The organism is Streptomyces sp. NPDC006393, from assembly GCF_040628575.1.
Lineage (GTDB): Bacteria > Actinomycetota > Actinomycetes > Streptomycetales > Streptomycetaceae > Streptomyces.
In genome coordinates this window covers 21,868-38,609 of sequence record NZ_JBEXZD010000081.1, presented here as the reverse complement: position 1 = coordinate 38,609, position 16,742 = coordinate 21,868, and the positions used below count along the sequence as shown (strand labels likewise).

Annotated in this window: 11 protein-coding genes and 1 pseudogene; 7 read left to right on the top strand and 5 right to left on the bottom strand. The window is 72.0% G+C overall.

The window, feature by feature from the left end:
* Nucleotides 1–91: pseudogene (gene rpoZ, locus ABZ484_RS27440) on the top strand (DNA-directed RNA polymerase subunit omega); the annotation flags it as partial.
* 46 nt (nt 92–137) lie between these two features.
* Here rpoZ and ABZ484_RS27435 read toward each other — a convergent pair.
* A complete protein-coding gene (locus tag ABZ484_RS27435) occupies nt 138–1,781 on the bottom strand; it encodes a M4 family metallopeptidase (RefSeq protein ID WP_358868595.1) in 1,644 nt (547 codons plus the stop codon).
* 141 nt (nt 1,782–1,922) lie between these two features.
* Between ABZ484_RS27435 and ABZ484_RS27430 the strand changes: the two genes are divergently transcribed.
* A complete protein-coding gene (locus ABZ484_RS27430; RefSeq protein ID WP_358868594.1) occupies nt 1,923–2,375 on the top strand; it encodes a gamma-glutamylcyclotransferase family protein in 453 nt (150 codons plus the stop codon).
* Between the two features lie 52 nt (nt 2,376–2,427).
* Here ABZ484_RS27430 and ABZ484_RS27425 read toward each other — a convergent pair whose 3' ends face one another.
* Entirely contained in the window at nt 2,428–4,590 is a 2,163-nt protein-coding gene (locus tag ABZ484_RS27425; RefSeq protein WP_358868593.1) for a molybdopterin oxidoreductase family protein, read from the bottom strand.
* 110 nt (nt 4,591–4,700) lie between these two features.
* Complete coding sequence (locus ABZ484_RS27420; protein WP_358868592.1) at nt 4,701–5,387, bottom strand: ElyC/SanA/YdcF family protein; 687 nt, start codon at nt 5,385–5,387, stop codon at nt 4,701–4,703.
* Between the two features lie 253 nt (nt 5,388–5,640).
* On the opposite strand from ABZ484_RS27420, the gene ABZ484_RS27415 reads away from it, so the two are divergent.
* The 5 genes from ABZ484_RS27415 to ABZ484_RS27395 all read left to right on the top strand — a co-directional run bounded on the left by ABZ484_RS27415 (nt 5,641) and on the right by ABZ484_RS27395 (nt 12,868).
* On the top strand, nt 5,641–6,480 hold the full coding sequence (locus ABZ484_RS27415) for a sirohydrochlorin chelatase (protein WP_358868597.1): 840 nt from the start codon (nt 5,641–5,643) through the stop codon (nt 6,478–6,480).
* A gap of 125 nt (nt 6,481–6,605) precedes the next feature.
* The gene (locus ABZ484_RS27410) at nt 6,606–7,973 is read left to right on the top strand and encodes a deoxyguanosinetriphosphate triphosphohydrolase (RefSeq protein ID WP_358868591.1); all 1,368 of its coding nucleotides are present in this window, start codon (nt 6,606–6,608) and stop codon (nt 7,971–7,973) included.
* Nucleotides 7,974–8,168: 195 nt separating this feature from the next.
* Nucleotides 8,169–9,434, top strand: a complete 1,266-nt coding sequence (locus tag ABZ484_RS27405; RefSeq protein WP_358868590.1) for an FAD/NAD(P)-binding oxidoreductase — start codon at nt 8,169–8,171, stop codon at nt 9,432–9,434.
* Between the two features lie 39 nt (nt 9,435–9,473).
* Entirely contained in the window at nt 9,474–11,393 is a 1,920-nt protein-coding gene (gene dnaG, locus ABZ484_RS27400) for a DNA primase (RefSeq protein WP_358868589.1), read from the top strand.
* Nucleotides 11,394–11,581: 188 nt separating this feature from the next.
* Nucleotides 11,582–12,868 carry an RNA polymerase sigma factor gene (locus tag ABZ484_RS27395; RefSeq protein ID WP_358868588.1) on the top strand — a complete coding sequence of 429 codons (1,287 nt, stop codon included), beginning with the start codon at nt 11,582–11,584 and terminating at the stop codon, nt 12,866–12,868.
* Between the two features lie 100 nt (nt 12,869–12,968).
* On the opposite strand, the gene ABZ484_RS27390 is transcribed toward ABZ484_RS27395, so the two are convergent.
* Both ABZ484_RS27390 and ABZ484_RS27385 read right to left on the bottom strand, forming a co-directional pair.
* Nucleotides 12,969–14,897, bottom strand: a complete 1,929-nt coding sequence (locus ABZ484_RS27390) for an ABC transporter ATP-binding protein (RefSeq protein WP_358868587.1) — start codon at nt 14,895–14,897, stop codon at nt 12,969–12,971.
* Nucleotides 14,897–16,630: an ABC transporter ATP-binding protein gene (locus ABZ484_RS27385; protein WP_358868586.1), complete on the bottom strand. Its 1,734-nt coding sequence runs from the start codon at nt 16,628–16,630 to the stop codon at nt 14,897–14,899. Before ABZ484_RS27385 ends, ABZ484_RS27390 begins: the two co-directional genes overlap by 1 nt.
* Between the last annotated feature and the right edge of the window lie 112 nt (nt 16,631–16,742).

The window sequence follows — 16,742 nt, the reverse complement described above, 5'->3', positions numbered from 1 at the left end:
CAACCCGCCGATCGACGAGCTCCTCGAGGCCACCGACTCGAAGTACAGCCTCGTGATCTACGCGGCCAAGCGAGCCCGCCAGATCAACGCCCCGGCCGGTCGTGAGGCCGGGGCGGCCGACGGGTGTGCGATGACGGTCAGTTCACGTTGACCGCGCTCCAGGCCGCCGCCACCGCGTCGTACTCCGCGCTGCCGGAGCCGTAGAGGTCCTTGGCCGCGTTCAGGGTGGCCGTGCGGGCGCCCGCGTAGTTGGTCGAGGACGTCATGTAGACCGTCAGGGCGCGGTACCAGATCTTGCCGACCTTGTCGCGGCCGATGCCGGTCACCGTCTTGCCGTTGTACGTCGGCGAGTCGTAGGCGACGCCGTTGATCGTCTTCGCGCCGCTGCCCTCCGCGAGGAGGTACGCGAAGTGGTTGGCGACGCCGGAGGAGTAGTGGACGTCGAGGTTGCCGACCGAACTGCTCCAGTAGTCGGCGGAGTTGCCGTCCTTGGACGGCTTGTCCATGTAGCGCAGTGCCGTCCCCCCGAAGCCGGAGCGGACGATCTTCTCGCCGATGAGGTAGTCACCGGGGTCGGAGGCGTTGTTCGCGTACCACTCGACCATCGTGCCGAGGATGTCCGAGGTGGCCTCGTTCAGGCCGCCGGACTCGCCCGAGTACGTCAAGGCCGCCGTCTTCGACGTCACGCCGTGCGTCATCTCGTGGCCGGCCACGTCCAGCGCCACCAGCGGCCCGAACGTCGTCCCGTCACCGTCGCCGTACGTCATGCAGAAGCAACTGTCGTCCCAGAACGCGTTGTTGTAGTTGCTGCCGTAGTGGACGCGGTTGTACGAGCCCTTGCCGTCGCCCGCGATGCCGTTCCGCCCGTGGACGTTCTTGTAGTAGTCCCAGGTCTCGTTCGTGCCGTACTGGGCGTCCACGGCCGCCGAGGCGCGGTCCGCCGTCGATCCCGTGCCCCAGTGGTTGTCGGCGTCCGTGAACAGGGTCGCGGGCGCCCGCTGGAAGCAGATGCCGAGGAAACACAGGTCGGTCTTGTTCGCGGCGTCGCCGGTGTAGGTGTTGCCGCGCGTGGGGTCCTTGAGCTGGTACGTCGATCCGGACAGGGTCGTCTCCAGCCCTACAGTGCCGCTGTAGAGCGACTTGCCGTCGCCCGTCGCCGTCTCGATGCTGTCCCAGGCGTCGATCTGCGCGCCCGTGAGCGCGTCGGTCAGCACCGTACGGGCGACCGGGTTGCCGAGGGAGTCCAGCCCGGCCGCGTTGGTGCGCCAGGCCAGGCGCGGGGCGCCGTGCAGGGCGTCGACGACCAGTTCGGGCCTGGCCTTGACGCTCTTCAGGGTCTCGCCGAGGTTCGCGGCGCGCAGCGCGTTGACCGCGAGGTCGGCGGCCTTGGGAGCGGAGAGCTTCGGGGTGGTGGTCGGGAGCGAGATCGTGCCCCTGGTCGCCCGGTTCGCGCCGCGGTAGGCGCCGTCCGGGGTCAGATGGACCACGAAGTCGCCGCCCAGCACCGGCAGTCGGTCGTAGGCGCGGTCGTAGCGGACGTGCTGGGTGCCGTCCTTGTCGACGATGACGTCCCGGACGGTGGTGCTCTCGGCGGAGGTGAGCCCCAGGGCCGTGGCGTGGTCCAGGAGCGCCGCGGCGGCGTTCTGGATCGCGGTGGCCGGGCCGGGTCTGTCGTCCGCGTGCGCGGTGGGGGAGAGTACGGCGGCCAGCAGGGTGGCGGTGGTGGCGGCTATGCCGGCCGTGGCCAGTCGGCCGCCTCGGGTGTGCCGTGTCCGACTCATCGGTCTCCTTGGGAAGGCGCCTTCGAGGGGGTGTGGGGGTGGCGCTGACGTTCGTTCAGGTTTAAGGGACCATGACAAGTCGTGTCCATACCGCCTCCATGGAGATGTGTGGCGAGGTGGAGGGGGTACAGAATCGTTTCCGTGATCGTCCCGGCCCCCTCCCCGCCCCACGGGCCCCTCCCGTTCTTCGTGTACGGCACCCTGCGCCCCGGCGAACGCAACCACGACCTCCTCCTGCGCGGCCGCACCCGGACCGAGGAACCGGCGCGCCTCACCGGCGCCGCGCTGTACGAGGGGCCCGGCTTCCCGTACGCCGTCGAGGAGCCGGGCGGCGTCGGCGTCGTGCGGGGCGAGCTGGTGACCGCCCGGCCGGAGACGTACGAGGAGCTGCTCGGCGTCCTGGACCGGCTGGAGGGGTACGTCGTCGGAGACCCGCGCAGCCTGTACGAACGCGTCGAGCGCGAGGTCGTCCGCGAGGCCGACGAAACGGCGGTACGGGCGTGGGTCTACGTAGCGGGTCCGGCCGTGGCCGCGCGGCTGCGGGACGGCGGCCGGGTCGTCGAGGGGGGTGCCTGGTCGTCCCGGCCCCGCTGACGGTCTCTCGGCCGGGCCTGCCGGGCTCTGCGCTGACGGTCTCTCGGCCTGGCTACGGCCGTACCGCCTCCACCCGCACCGCGCACACCTTGAACTCCGGCATCCGCGAGGTCGGGTCCAGGGCCGGGTTGGTCAGCGTGTTCGCGCGGCCCTCGCCGGGCCAGTGGAAGGGCATGAACACCGTGTCCGGGCGGATGCCGGTCGTGATGCGCGCGGGCGCCACCGCACGGCCGCGCCGGGAGACGACGGCCACCGGGCCGCCCTCGGTGGCCCCCAGGCGCGCCGCGAGCCGCGGGTGCAGCTCGACGAACGGGCCGGGCGCGGCGGCGTTCAGCTCGTCCACGCGCCGGGTCTGGGCGCCCGACTGGTACTGGGACACGACCCGCCCGGTGGTCAGCAGCACCGGATACTCCTCGTCGGGCTCCTCGGCGCTCGGCCGGTGCGAGACGGGCGTGAACCGGGCCCGGCCGTCCTCGGTGGCGAACCGGTCGAGGAACAGGCGCGGAGTACCCGGGTGGGCATCGGATGCGGACGCGGGAGCGGAGGCGGGAACGGGGGAGGAGGCGGAAACGGGCGCGGGGGCGGTGCCGGTCGGCTCCGGAGGCGCCGGGCACGGCCAGAAGACGCCGTTCTCCTCCGCCAGCCTGCGATAGGTGATCCCCGAGTAGTCCGCGGGACCTCCCGCGCTCGCGCGGCGCAGCTCCTCGAAGACCTCCTCGGGATCGGTCGGGAAGCCCTTCTCCACGCCCAGCCGTGCGGCCAGTTCGTGCAGCACCTCCAGGTCGCCGCGGACCCCGTCGGGCGGCGTGATCGCGCGCCGCCGCAGCAGCACCCTGCCCTCGAGGTTCGTCGTCGTGCCCGTCTCCTCCGCCCACTGCGTGACCGGCAGGACGACGTCGGCCAGCGCCGCCGTCTCCGAGAGCACCACGTCGCAGACGGCCAGGAAGTCCAGCGACCTCAGCCGCTCCTCCACGTGCGCGGCGCGCGGCGCCGAGACCACCGGATTGGAGCCCATCAGCAGCAGGGTGCGGATGTCCGTGCCGAGCGCGTCGAGGAGTTCGTACGCGCTGCGGCCCGGTCCCGGCAGGCTGTCCGGGTCCACGCCCCACACCTCGGCCACGTGCCGCCGCGCCGCCGGGTCCGTGAGCTTGCGGTAGCCGGGCAACTGGTCGGCCTTCTGGCCGTGTTCGCGCCCGCCCTGACCGTTGCCCTGACCGGTCAGGCAGCCGTACCCGGACAGCGGCCGGCCCACCCGGCCGGTCGCCAGGCACAGGTTGATCCACGCGCCCACCGTGTCCGTGCCCTTGGCCTGCTGCTCGGGCCCGCGCGCGGTGAGCACCATCGCCGACTCCGGCGCGCAGAACATCCGCACCGCCTCGCGGAGCTGTGGAACGGGCACCCCCGTGACCCGTTCCACGTACTCCGGCCAGTGCGCCATGGCCGCCGCCCGCGCCTCCTCCCAGCCCCTCGTCCGCTCCCGTATGTACGCCTCGTCGGTGCGGCCCTCGGCGACGACCAGGTGCAGCAGGCCCAGGGCCAGGGCGAGGTCGGTGCCGGGCCGGGGCGCCAGGTGCAGATCGGCCTGCTCGGCGGTCCTCGTCCGGCGCGGGTCCACGACGATCAGCGTGCCGCCGTTCTCGCGCAGTTCGGTGAAGTAGCGCAGCGAGGGCGGCATGGTTTCCGCCGGGTTGGAGCCGACCAGGATCACACAGCCCGTCCGGGGGATGTCCGCGAGCGGGAACGGCAGCCCCCGGTCCAGACCGAACGCCCGCGTCCCGGCGGCCGCCGCCGACGACATGCAGAAGCGGCCGTTGTAGTCGATCTGCGAGGTGCCGAGCGCCACCCGCGCGAACTTGCCCAGCGCGTAGGCCTTCTCGTTGGTCAGCCCGCCCCCGCCGAACACCCCGCAGGCGTCCGGGCCGTGCTCCACGCGCGCGCGTGCCAGTGCCCCGGCGATCCGGTCCAGGGCCTCCTCCCAGGTCGCCGGCGCGAGCGTGCCGTCGCCGGAGCGCACCAGCGGGGAGGTCAGCCGCACACGGGAGGAGAGCACCTCGTGCGCCGTTCGGCCCTTGCCGCACAGCGCGCCCCGGTTCACCGGGAAGTCCGCGCGCTCGGTCACCTCCACACCCCCGTGCGGGGCGGGGGTGAGGTTCATCCCGCACTGCAGGGCGCAGTACGGGCAGTGCGTGGGCGTCGCGGAGGTCTGTCGCTGCATGCCGCTCAGCGTGCGTCGGCCGTGTTACGCGCCCGGACGGCCGCTGTTACGCGCCCGGCACGGTGACCTCGCAGCGCCGGCCCGCCCGCCGTGAGGCGGGCCGGCGGTGCCTACCGGGGCGTGGCCAGCGCCCGCGCGACCCCGTGCTCCTTCGGCCCGAGGAACCTCGGGTCGGGACGGAACACCGCGTCCAGCACCGCCTTGCCCGCCGCGAACACCTCGCGGGTGCCGCCGTAGTACCAGGTGACGTCGTGCTTGTCGTCCACGCCGACGCCGTAGGAGTCGATGCCCGCCGCGTCGCACAGGGCCACCGCCCTGCGGATGTGGAAGCCCTGACTGACCAGGACCGCCCGGTCCACACCGAAGATCTTCTTCGCGCGCACGCAGGAGTCCCAGGTGTCGAATCCGGCGTAGTCGGTGACGATCCGCGCGGCGGGCACTCCGTGCCCGGTCAGGTAGGCGCGCATGGCGTCCGGCTCGTCGTAGTCCTCGCGGCTGTTGTCGCCGGTGACCAGGAGCACCTCGACCCGGCCCTCGTGGTACAGCCGCGCCGCCGCGTCCAGGCGGTGCGCCAGATACGGCGACGGCTCGCCGTCCCACAGACCCGCGCCGAAGACCACGCCGACCTCGGCGCGCGGCACGTCGGCCGTCGTCCGCAGCCGGTCGCCGGTCACGACGAACAGCCAGGTCGCCGGGAGCAGCGCCAGCACGCACACCGACATCACGGTCTGTACCAGCCGCCGCTGCCCGGCGCGCGTGCGCGGCAGCCTCGGTCTGTGGATCTTCATGCCCGGCATGCCCATAGGGACGCGGTGAGCGACGCCCCGGTTCGCGGGGGCGGGGCGGGGAGTGTCGAAGCCTGCTCACTCCCCCCACCCCCGCCCCGTGAAATACCGGAAAACAACCCGGTCACGGCCACGCAACGGCGCGGCAACCTCACACCGTCAGGATCGGTGCATGACGGCGTCGAACCCTCCTCGCGACGAGTTCCTCCACGGCCCCGGCGGGCCGCCGGTCCCCGGCGTCCGCCTCGACAGTACGGCGCACATCATGAGCAGCATCGGCAACCAGCTCGCCGGCCGGCTCGGCCTGGTGTCGCTCAGCGGCGGACTCCGGCCCGCCCCGCCCGCCCCACCTTCCCTCGTCCTCGTGGCGCACGGCAGCCGCGACCCGCGCGCGCTGAGCACCGTACGGGCCCTCATGGACCGGGTCCGCGAGCTGCGCCCTGGGCTGTCCGTGCGCCTGGGGCACATCGAGCTCAACGAGCCGCTGCTCCCCGACACCCTCGCCGGCCTGGGCCACACCGACGCCGTCCTGGTGCCGCTGCTGCTCAGCCCCGGCTACCACGTCAAGCGGGACATCCCCGAGATGGCCGCCGCCGCACCGGCACGCGCGCGCGTGGCCGCACCGCTCGGCCCGCACCCGCTGCTCGTGGAGACCCTGTACGCCCGTCTGGTCGAGGCCGGCTGGCCCGCCCGGACCGGGACCGACGAGGCCGGGACCGACGATGTCGTGCGCCGTACGAGCGCGGTGGTGCTGGCCGCCGCCGGCTCGCGCGACCCCGACTCCGCGGCCGGCACCCGCCGCACCGCGCGGCTCCTCGCCGACCGCCTCGGGGTGCCCGTCGTGCCCGCCTACGCCTCCGCCGCCCGCCCCACCGTCCCGGCCGCCCTGCGCTCCCTCGCGGCCCGGGGCCGCCACCGCGTCGCCGTCGCCTCCTGCTTCACCGCCCCCGGCCGTTTCGCCACCCGGTGTGCCGAGGCCGCCCCCTGGATCGCCTCCGCCCCGCTCGGCGACCACCCGGCGATGGCCCGGCTCGTCCTGCACCGCTACGACCGGGCCCTCGCGGCGCCCGCGACCCCGGCGCAGGACACGCGCGTACCGGCCTGACGCGCGTACCGGCCTGACGCCCGTGTACGGCCGGTGGACGGCGGCGCCGCGACCGGTCCCGCGATCACCGAACGGAGCCGGACGGTGACATCCCGATTGTCGGCGGCTGCGCTTAGTGTCGAAGCATGGAAGGGATCGCCCCCGGGGCAGCCGAGGCAGCAGGGCCGTACGAGAACCACCTCCCGCCCGCCGGTTACGAGGCGTCCGCCGTCGAGCGGTGGGCCGCCGAGCCGGACAAGCGGCCGGGCCGTACGGCCTTCCAGCGCGACCGCGCGCGCGTGCTGCACTCCGCCGCGCTCAGACGCCTGGCGGGCAAGACGCAGGTGGTCACGCCGGGCGAGCGCAGCCAGGCCTGGGACCCGAGCCCCCGCACCCGGCTCACCCACTCGCTGGAGTGCGCCCAGGTCGGCCGGGAGCTGGGCGCCGCCCTCGGCTGCGATCCCGACCTGGTGGAGGCGGCCTGCCTCTCCCACGACCTGGGCCACCCGCCCTTCGGGCACAACGGCGAGCAGGCGCTGAACGAGTTCGCGCACGACTGCGGCGGCTTCGAGGGCAACGCCCAGTCCCTGCGCCTGCTCACCCGCATCGAGCCCAAGCGGTTCGTCCCCGACCCCGCCTCCGGCGAGCTGGTCAGCGTCGGCCTCAACCTCACCCGTGCCGCCCTCGACGCCGCCACCAAGTACCCCTGGCCGCGCGGCGCCCACCCCACCGACCCGGCGTCCCCCAAGTTCGGTGTCTACGAGGACGACCGGCCGGTCTTCGACTGGCTCCGCAAGGACGCGCCCGGCACCCGCACCTGCTTCGAGGCCCAGGTCATGGACTGGTCCGACGACGTGGCGTACTCGGTGCACGACGTGGAGGACGGCCTGCACGCCGGCCACATCGACCCGAACTGCCTCCAGGCCGAACCCGAACGGCAGGCGGTGTTCGCGGTCGCCGTCGGCCGCTACGTCCCCGCGGACACCGACCCCGAGGAGCTGGCCGAGGCCCTGGACCGCCTGCTGGACCAGGAGTGGTGGCCGCACGGCTACGACGGCTCGGCGGTCGCCCAGGCCCGGCTGAAGGACGCCACCAGCCAGCTCATCGGCCGCTTCTGCCTGGCCGCCGAGGGGGCTACGAGGCAGGCATGGGGGCACCTCCCAGGCCGTTCAGGCTCTGGGGGAGGGAGCGGGCGCCTCACGCGCTACGGCGCCGAGCTGGTCGTCCCCAGAAGCACCCGAATGGAGTGCGCGGTCCTCAAGGCCGTCGCCGACCGCTACGTCATGCAGCGCGCCGAACAGGAACGGCTCCGCGCCGACCAGCGGATCGTCGTCGCCGAGCTGGCCGAGGCGCTCACCGCGCGCGCCCCCGAGGGCCTGGACCCGCAGTTCCGGGCCCTGTTCGAGCAGGCTCGGGACGACCGCGCCCGCAAGCGGGTCATCGTCGACCAGATCGCCTCCCTCACCGACGCCTCGGCCCGCTCGCTCCACGCGCGGCTGAGGGGGCGCGCATGACACTGACAGCGCGCTTACGGACGTCCGTGATACCGGTGATACCCGTGTGACAACAGTTGGTTCCAGAGGTGATCCCAAGGCCCTGACCAGGTCTCCAGGTGACCCTCCGTGGCCTGATCGGGCCACTCCCTCTTCCCGCACCACGCTCCGTGCGGGACGCTCGCATGTGGCGGCACCCTGACGAGGAGGCAACAAGTGGTCGACGCGGATCAGACATTCGTCATCGTCGGAGGGGGTCTGGCCGGCGCCAAGGCGGCCGAGACCCTCCGCGCGGAGGGCTTCAGCGGCCGCGTCATCCTCATCTGTGACGAGCGCGACCACCCCTACGAGCGCCCACCGCTGTCCAAGGGCTACCTGCTGGGCAAGGAGGAACGCGACACGGTCTTCGTGCACGAACCGGCGTGGTACGCGCAGAACGACATCGAGCTGCACCTCGGCCAGACGGTCGACTCGATCGACCGCGCCGCCAAGACCGTCCACTTCGGCGACGACGGCACCCACGTCCGCTACGACAAGCTGCTGCTGGCCACCGGCGCCGAGCCGCGCCGCCTGGACATCCCCGGCACCGGCCTGGCCGGCGTCCACCACCTGCGCCGCCTCGCCCACGCCGAGCGGCTCAAGGGCGTCCTGACCCACCTCGGCCGGGACAACGGCCACATCGTGATCGCCGGCGCCGGCTGGATCGGCCTGGAGGTCGCGGCGGCGGCCCGCGAGTACGGCGCGGAGGTCACCGTCGTCGAACCGTCCGCCACCCCGCTGCACCACGTCCTCGGCCCCGAGCTCGGTCAGATCTTCACCGAGCTGCACCGCGCGCACGGCGTCCGCTTCCACTTCGGTGCCGTGCTGACCGAGATCGTCGGCCAGGACGGCATGGTGCTGGCCGCCCGCACCGACGACGGCGAGGAGCACCCCTGCCACGACGTGCTCGCCGCGATCGGTGCCGCGCCGCGCGTCGCCCTCGCCGAGGCGGCGGGCCTTCAGCTGGCCGACCGCGCCCACGGCGGCGGCATCGTGGTCGACGAGCGGCTGCGCACGTCCGACCCGGACATCTATGCCGCCGGTGACGCGGCGTCCTTCCCGCACCCGCTGTTCGGCACCCGGCTGCGCGTCGAGCACTGGGCCAACGCCCTCAACGGCGGCCCGGCCGCCGCCCGCGCCATGCTCGGCCAGGACGTCACCTACGACCGCGTGCCCTACTTCTTCTCCGACCAGTACGACCTGGGCATGGAGTACAGCGGCTGGGCGCCGCCGGGGTCGTACGACCAGGTGGTGATCCGGGGCGACGCCGGGAAGCGGGAGTTCATCGCGTTCTGGGTGAAGGAGGGCCGGGTGCTGGCCGGGATGAACGTCAATGTGTGGGACGTCACAGAGCCGATCCAGCATCTGATCCGTACGAAGGCACATGTGGACACGGAGGCGCTGGCGGACCCGCATGTGCCGCTGGACACCCTCGCCTCGTAGCAGGCCGGCACTGTCCTACCGCCCCCGTAGAATTCAGGCGTGGCAGGACGGATCAACGACGAGGACGTGAAGGCGGTACGGGACGCGGTCCCGATCGACGCCGTGGTGTCCGAGTACCTCCAGCTGCGCAACGCGGGCGGAGGCAACCTCAAGGGTCTCTGCCCCTTCCACGACGAGAAGTCGCCGTCCTTCCAGGTCAGCCCGAGCAAGGGACTCTTCCACTGCTTCGGCTGCCAGGAGGGCGGCGACACCATCACCTTCGTGATGAAGGTCGACCACCTCTCCTTCTCGGAGGCGGTCGAGCGGCTGGCCGCCCAGGCCGGCATCACCCTGCGCTACGAGGAGGGCGGGTACAACCCGGCCCACCAGCGCGGCGAGCGCATCCGCCTGGTCGAGGCCCACAAGCTGGCCGCCGACTTCTACGCCGAGCAGCTCGCCGCCTCCGCCGAGGCCGAGACCGGCCGGGTCTTCCTGGCCGAGCGGGGCTTCGACCAGGCCGCCGCCGTCCACTTCGGCGTCGGCTACAGCCCCCAGGGCTGGGACCACCTCACCCGCTTCCTGCGCGGCAAGGGCTTCACCGACAAGGAGCTGATCCTCTCCGGGCTGGCCCAGGAGGGCCGTCGCGGCCCCATCGACCGCTTCCGGGGCCGGCTGATGTGGCCGATCCGGGACATCGGCGGCGAGGTGGTCGGCTTCGGCGCCCGCAAGCTCTACGAGGCGGACAACGGCCCCAAGTACCTCAACACCCCCGAGACGCCGATCTACAAGAAGTCCCAGGTCCTGTACGGCATCGACCTGGCCAAGAAGGACATCGCGAAGGCCTCCCGAGCGGTCGTCGTCGAGGGCTACACCGACGTCATGGCCTGCCACCTCGCCGGAGTGACGACCGCGATCGCCACCTGCGGCACCGCCTTCGGCGGCGAGCACATCAAGATCCTGCGCCGGCTGCTGATGGACAACGGCTCGGCCCGCGTGATCTTCACCTTCGACGGCGACGCGGCCGGCCAGAAGGCGGCCCTGCGCGCCTTCGAGGACGACCAGAAGTTCGCCGCCGAGACCTACATCGCCATCGCGCCCGACGGCATGGACCCGTGCGAACTGCGCCTGGCCAAGGGCGACGAGGCGGTGGCGGACCTCGTCGAACCGCGCACCCCGCTCTTCGAGTTCGCGCTGCGCCAGATCGTGGCCCGCTACGACCTGAACACGCCGGCCGGCCGCGCCGCCGCCCTGGACGAGGCCGCGCCGGTCGTCGCCCGGATCAAGAACAGCGGCGCCCAGCACGAGGTCGCCGTCCAGCTCGCCGGGCTGCTCGGCATCCTGGACACGCAGTTCGTGGTCAGGCGGGTGGCCCAGCTGGCCCGCTGGGCCCGCGAGCGCGGGGGCCGCGGCCCGGCGCCGGAGCGGCAGCAGCGGGGACCGCAGCAGCCGTACGCCGCCGCGCCCGCCCACCCCACCGCCCCCCGCGGCCCGGCGCTCAACCTGCGCAACCCCGTCTACGCGACCGAACGGGAGCTGCTGAAGCTGGCGTTGCAGCGTCCCGAACTGGTCTCGCCGGCCTTCGACGCCTACGGGGTGGACGAGTTCACCGCCCCGGCGTACGCGGCCGTGCGGCAGACCATCCTGGACGCGGGCGGCGCGGAGTACGGCGTCGCGGACCCGCAGGAGTACCTGGTCCGCGTCCGCGAGGCCGCTCCCGACGACACGGTCCGCGCGATGGTCACCGAGCTCGCGGTCGAGGCGATCCTGCTCCGCCGGGAGGTCGACGAGGCCTACGTCGGCGCCCAGCTGGTGACCGTCCGCCGCCGCGCGGTCGAACGCCGCATCCGCGACCTCCAGAGCACGGTCGCCCGCCTCGGCAACGGCGGCGACCCGGCCCAGCTGGCGGCCGTACAGAACGAGCTGTGGGTGCTCCAGCAGTACGACCAGGCGCTGCGGGAGCGGGGCGCGGCGGCGCTGTGACGGGCGGGGCCGCTCGCCGGTGGACCGGCCGGGCGGTGTGACGCCGGGGTGTTCCGTGAGCGCCCGAAGCTTGCGATCGCCGATCCGATGGTCAAACGACCTGAGTAACCGCCCGGTCACGGACCGGACGCAAAAAGTCACCGCACGCCCCTCGTGGCGGCGATGTGTCGTACCCCACACTGGGTCCGGTGCCTGAGTCCTCGGAGCGCGGCCGATCCGTCCCCCACGGGTCCTACATCCCCGCGGTTCCGCTCATCGCGTACGGGACGGACAGCGGCGTGGCCGCCGACTCCGCCCCCCGAGTACCGCTGCCGCACAGTTCAGCAGCGATCATCCTGGAGGTCGCCCCCGTGCAGACCCAGACCCTCACCCAGACCGACATCCCCACCGATGTCCCCACCGACCTCGTCATCGCGGCGGCCCTGCCCCCGCAGGACCGGGTCGCGCACCACCCCGAGGCGGAGCCGGCGCCGCCCGAGCCGGAGGAACCCCCGGCCGGCGCGCTGGAGACCGACGCGCCCGAACCCGTCGAACCGGCCGCCCCCGCCCGCCCCGAGACCGCAGGGCCCTCCTCCGACCTGTTCCGGCAGTACCTGCGGGAGATCGGGCGGATTCCGCTGCTCACCGCCGCTGAGGAGGTGGAGCTGGCCCGGCGGGTCGAGGCCGGGCTGTTCGCCGAGGAGAAGCTGAGCAGCACCCCGGACCTGGACAGCCGGCTCGCCGGTGACCTGGACCGGCTGGTCGTCATGGGGCGGGTGGCCAAGCGCCGGCTCATCGAGGCCAACCTGCGGCTGGTGGTGTCCGTGGCGAAGCGGTACGTCGGCCGCGGGCTCACCATGCTGGACCTCGTGCAGGAGGGGAACCTCGGGCTGATCCGGGCCGTGGAGAAGTTCGACTACGCCCGCGGCTACAAGTTCTCCACCTACGCCACCTGGTGGATCCGCCAGGCCATGTCCCGGGCCCTGGCCGACCAGGCCCGCACGATCCGCGTGCCCGTGCACGTCGTCGAGCTCATCAACCGGGTCGTGCGCGTCCAGCGGCGGATGCTCCAGGAGCGCGGCTACGAGCCGACCGCCGAGGAGGTCGCCGCGCAGCTCGAACTGCCGCCCGAGCGGGTCGGCGAGGTGCTGCGGCTGGCCCAGGAGCCCGTCTCGCTGCACGCTCCGGTCGGCGAGGAGGAGGACGTCGCCCTCGGTGACCTGATCGAGGACGGCGACGCCGCGTCCCCCGTGGAGTCGGCGGCGTTCCTGCTGCTGCGCGAGCACCTGGAGGCCGTGCTGTCGACGCTGGGGGAGCGGGAGCGGAAGGTCGTCCAGCTCCGGTACGGGCTCGTGGACGGCCGCCCGCGCACCCTGGAGGAGATAGGGCGCATCTTCGGCGTGACCCGCGAGCGGATCCGCCAGATAGAGTCCAAGACCCTCAACAAGCTCCGCGACCACGCCTTCGCCGACCAGCTGCGCGGCTACCTGGACTGACGACCGGCCGCCGGGACGTCCTGGAACGACGAGGGCCGCTCACCCCGGGGTCGAGCGGATCGACCCGGAGCGAGCGGCCCCCGACGCGTGGCCCGGACGGTCAGTCGACCTCCGCCACCGCCTGTGCGAACTGCGCCTTGTACAGCCGCGCGTAGGCCCCGTCGGCGTCCAGCAGGTCGGTGTGCGAACCCTGTTCGACGATCGACCCGTTCTCCATGACCAGGATCGTGTCCGCGTCCCGGATGGTCGACAGCCGGTGCGCGATGACGAACGACGTCCTGCCGTGCTGGAGTTTGGCCATCGCCTTCTGGATCAGGACCTCGGTACGGGTGTCGACCGAGCTCGTCGCCTCGTCCAGGACCAGGATGACCGGGTCGGACAGGAACGCCCGCGCGATGGTGATGAGCTGCTTCTCACCGGCGCTGACCCCGGAGCCCTCGTCGTCGATGACCGTGTCGTAGCCGTCGGGCAGCGTGCGGATGAAGCGGTCCGCGTGCGCGGCCCGCGCCGCCTCCTCGATCTCCCCGCGGGTGACCTCGCGGGGGGCACCGTAGGCGATGTTCTCCGCGATGGTGCCGCCGAACAGCCAGGTGTCCTGGAGCACCATGCCGATGCCGGAGCGCAGTTCGTCCCGGGACATCCGGGAGATGTCCACGCCGTCGAGCGTGATCCGCCCGCCGGTGACGTCGTAGAACCGCATCAGCAGGTTGACCAGCGTGGTCTTGCCCGCGCCGGTCGGGCCGACGATCGCCACCGTGTGGCCCGGCTCCACCGCGAGCGACAGGTCCTCGATGAGCGGCTTCTCGGGGTCGTAGCGGAAGGAGACGTGCTCCAGCGCGACCCGTCCGCGCAGTTGCTCCGGCCGTACGCCCGGCACCGGATCGGCCTCCTGCTCCTCGGCGTCCAGGAGTTCGAAGATCCGCTCGGCGGAGGCGACGCCGGACTGCACCAGGTTCGCCATCGACGCGACCTGGGTCAGCGGCATCGAGAACTGCCGCGAGTACTGGATGAAGGCCTGCACGTCACCGATGGACAGCGAGCCCGAGGCGACCCTGAGGCCACCGACGACCGCCACCAGCACGTAGTTCAGGTTCGACACGCACATCATCAGCGGCTGCATGATGCCGCTGTTGAACTGCGCCTTGAACCCGGCCTCGTACAGCGCCTCGTTCTGCTCGGCGAACTGCTTGGCCGACTCCTCCTGCCGGCCGAACACCTTCACCAGCGAGTGCCCGGTGTACATCTCCTCGATGTGCGCGTTGAGCTTGCCGGTGGTGCGCCACTGCTGCACGAAGTGCGGCTGCGACCGCTTGCCCACCCGGGTGGCCACGACGAACGACAGCGGCACGGTCACCAGCGCGACCAGCGCCAGCAGCCAGGAGACGTAGAACATCATCACCAGCACGCCGATGATGGTCAGCACCGAGTTGATGAGCTGGCCCATCGACTGCTGGAGCGTCTGCCCGATGTTGTCGATGTCGTTGGTGGCACGGGAGAGCACCTCGCCGCGCTGACGCTTGTCGAAGTACGACAGCGGCAGACGCGACAGCTTGCCCTGCACGTCCTCGCGCATGCGGAACATGGTCCGGTTCACCGCGCGGTTCACCAGCCGTGTCGCCACCGCCATCAGCAGGCCGGCGACCAGGAACGTGCCGAGCGCCAGCAGCAGGACCTCGCCGACGGCACCGAAGTCGATGCCCTTGCCCGGCGTGAAGTCCGTGCCCTTGAGCATGTCGGCGACCGAGCCCTGCCCGCGTTCGCGCATGGAGTGCAGGACCTGGTCCTTGGTCACGCCGGACGGCATCTGCCGTCCGATGATCCCGGCGAACACCAGGTCGGTGGCCCGGCCGAGGATCTTCGGCCCGATCACGCTGAGCCCGACGCTCAGGACCACGCACAGCACCAGCGTGACGATCGTCGCCCGTTCGGGCCTGAAGTGGGAGACGAGCCGCTTGCCCGACTTCTTGAAGTCCATCGAGCGGCTGTCGGGTCCGCCGCCGGCCATCATCCGACCCATGGGCCCGGCCATCAGGCAGCCTCCGCTTCCGTCAGCTGGGAGAGCACGATCTCCCGGTAGGTCTCGTTGTCCGCCATCAGTTCGTGGTGGCGGCCGGTGCCGACGACGCGTCCCTCGTCCAGGACGACGATCCGGTCGGCGTCCCGGATGGTCGCCACCCGCTGGGCGACGATGACGACGGTCGCCTCGGCCGTCTCCCGGGTCAGCGCCGCCCGCAGGGCCGCGTCGGTGGCGTAGTCGAGGGCGGAGAAGGAGTCGTCGAACAGGTAGATCTCGGGCCGCTGCACGAGCGTGCGGGCGATGGCCAGGCGCTGGCGCTGACCACCCGAGACGTTGGTGCCGCCCTGCGCGATGGGCGCGTCCAGGCCGCCCTCGAGCTTCGTGACGAAGTCCTTGGCCTGCGCCACCTCCAGGGCGTGCCACAGCTCCTCGTCGGTGGCGTCCGGGTTGCCGTAGCGCAGATTGGTGGCGACCGTGCCGGCGAACAGGTACGGCTTCTGCGGGACCATGCCCACCGTCTTCGCCAGCAGTTTCGCGTCCAGGGTCCGTACGTCGGCGCCGTCGACGAGCACTTCGCCGTCGGTGGCGTCGAACAGGCGGGGCACCAGGCCCAGCAGGGTGGACTTGCCGCTGCCGGTGGAGCCGATGACGGCGGTCACCTCGCCGGGGCGGGCCACCAGGTCCACGGCCTTCAGCACGGGCTCCTCGGCGCCCGGGTAGCGGAAGCCGGCCTGACGGATCTCCAGATGCCCGTGCCGGCGCAGCTCCCGCACCGGCGCGAGCGGCGCCACGACGCTGGACTCGGTGCCCAGCACCTCCTGGATGCGCTCGGCACACACCTCGGCGCGCGGCACCATCATGAACATGAACGTGGCCATCATCACAGACATCACGATCTGCATCAGATAGGCCAGGAACGCGGTCAGGTCACCGATCTGCATGCCGCCGCTGTCGATGCGGTGCGCACCGAACCACACCACGGCGATGGACGACAGGTTCACCACCGTCATCACCATCGGGAACATCAGCGCCAGCAGCCGGCCGGTGGCCAGCGCCATGTCCGTCAGATCGGTGTTGGCCTTGCCGAAGCGTTCCTTCTCGTACTCGTCGCGGACGAAGGCGCGGATCACCCGGTTGCCGCTGATCTGCTCGCGCAGCACCCGGTTCACCGTGTCCAGACGGGTCTGCATGGACCGGAACAGCGGGCGCAGCCGGCGCACGATCAGGGTCACACAGATGCCCAGCACCGGTACGACGGCGACCAGGACGCCCGACAGCGGCACGTCGAGCCCGAGGGCCAGCACCACACCGCCCACGCACATGATGGGCGCCGACACCATCAGGGTGAACGTCATCAGGACCAGTGTCTGCACCTGCTGGACGTCGTTGGTCGTACGCGTGATGAGCGAGGGCGCACCGAAGTGCCCCACCTCACGCGCCGAGAACGACTGCACCCGGTCGAAGACGGACGCGCGCACGTCCCGGCCGAGCGCGGACGCGGTCCGGGCGCCGTAGTACACGGCGCCGATGTTGCACACGACCTGCGCCAGCGAGATGCCGATCATCACGGCACCGAAGGTGAGAATGTACCCCGTGTCACCCTTCACGACGCCGTTGTCGATGATGTGGGCGTTCAGTGTGGGCAGGTAGAGGGTGGCGCAGGTCTGCAGGAACTGCAGCAGCACCAGTACGGCCAGTGGTTTCTTGTAGGGCCTGAGATAGGTCCGCAGAAGTCTTATGAGCACGCTGGGTCTCTCGGAGTCGGCGGTCGGGGTCGGTCGATGTCCCCTGGCCCCTATCGTCGAACACTCCACCCGCGTTACCTCAACTGATTAAGCCGATAGCGGTCCACCGACC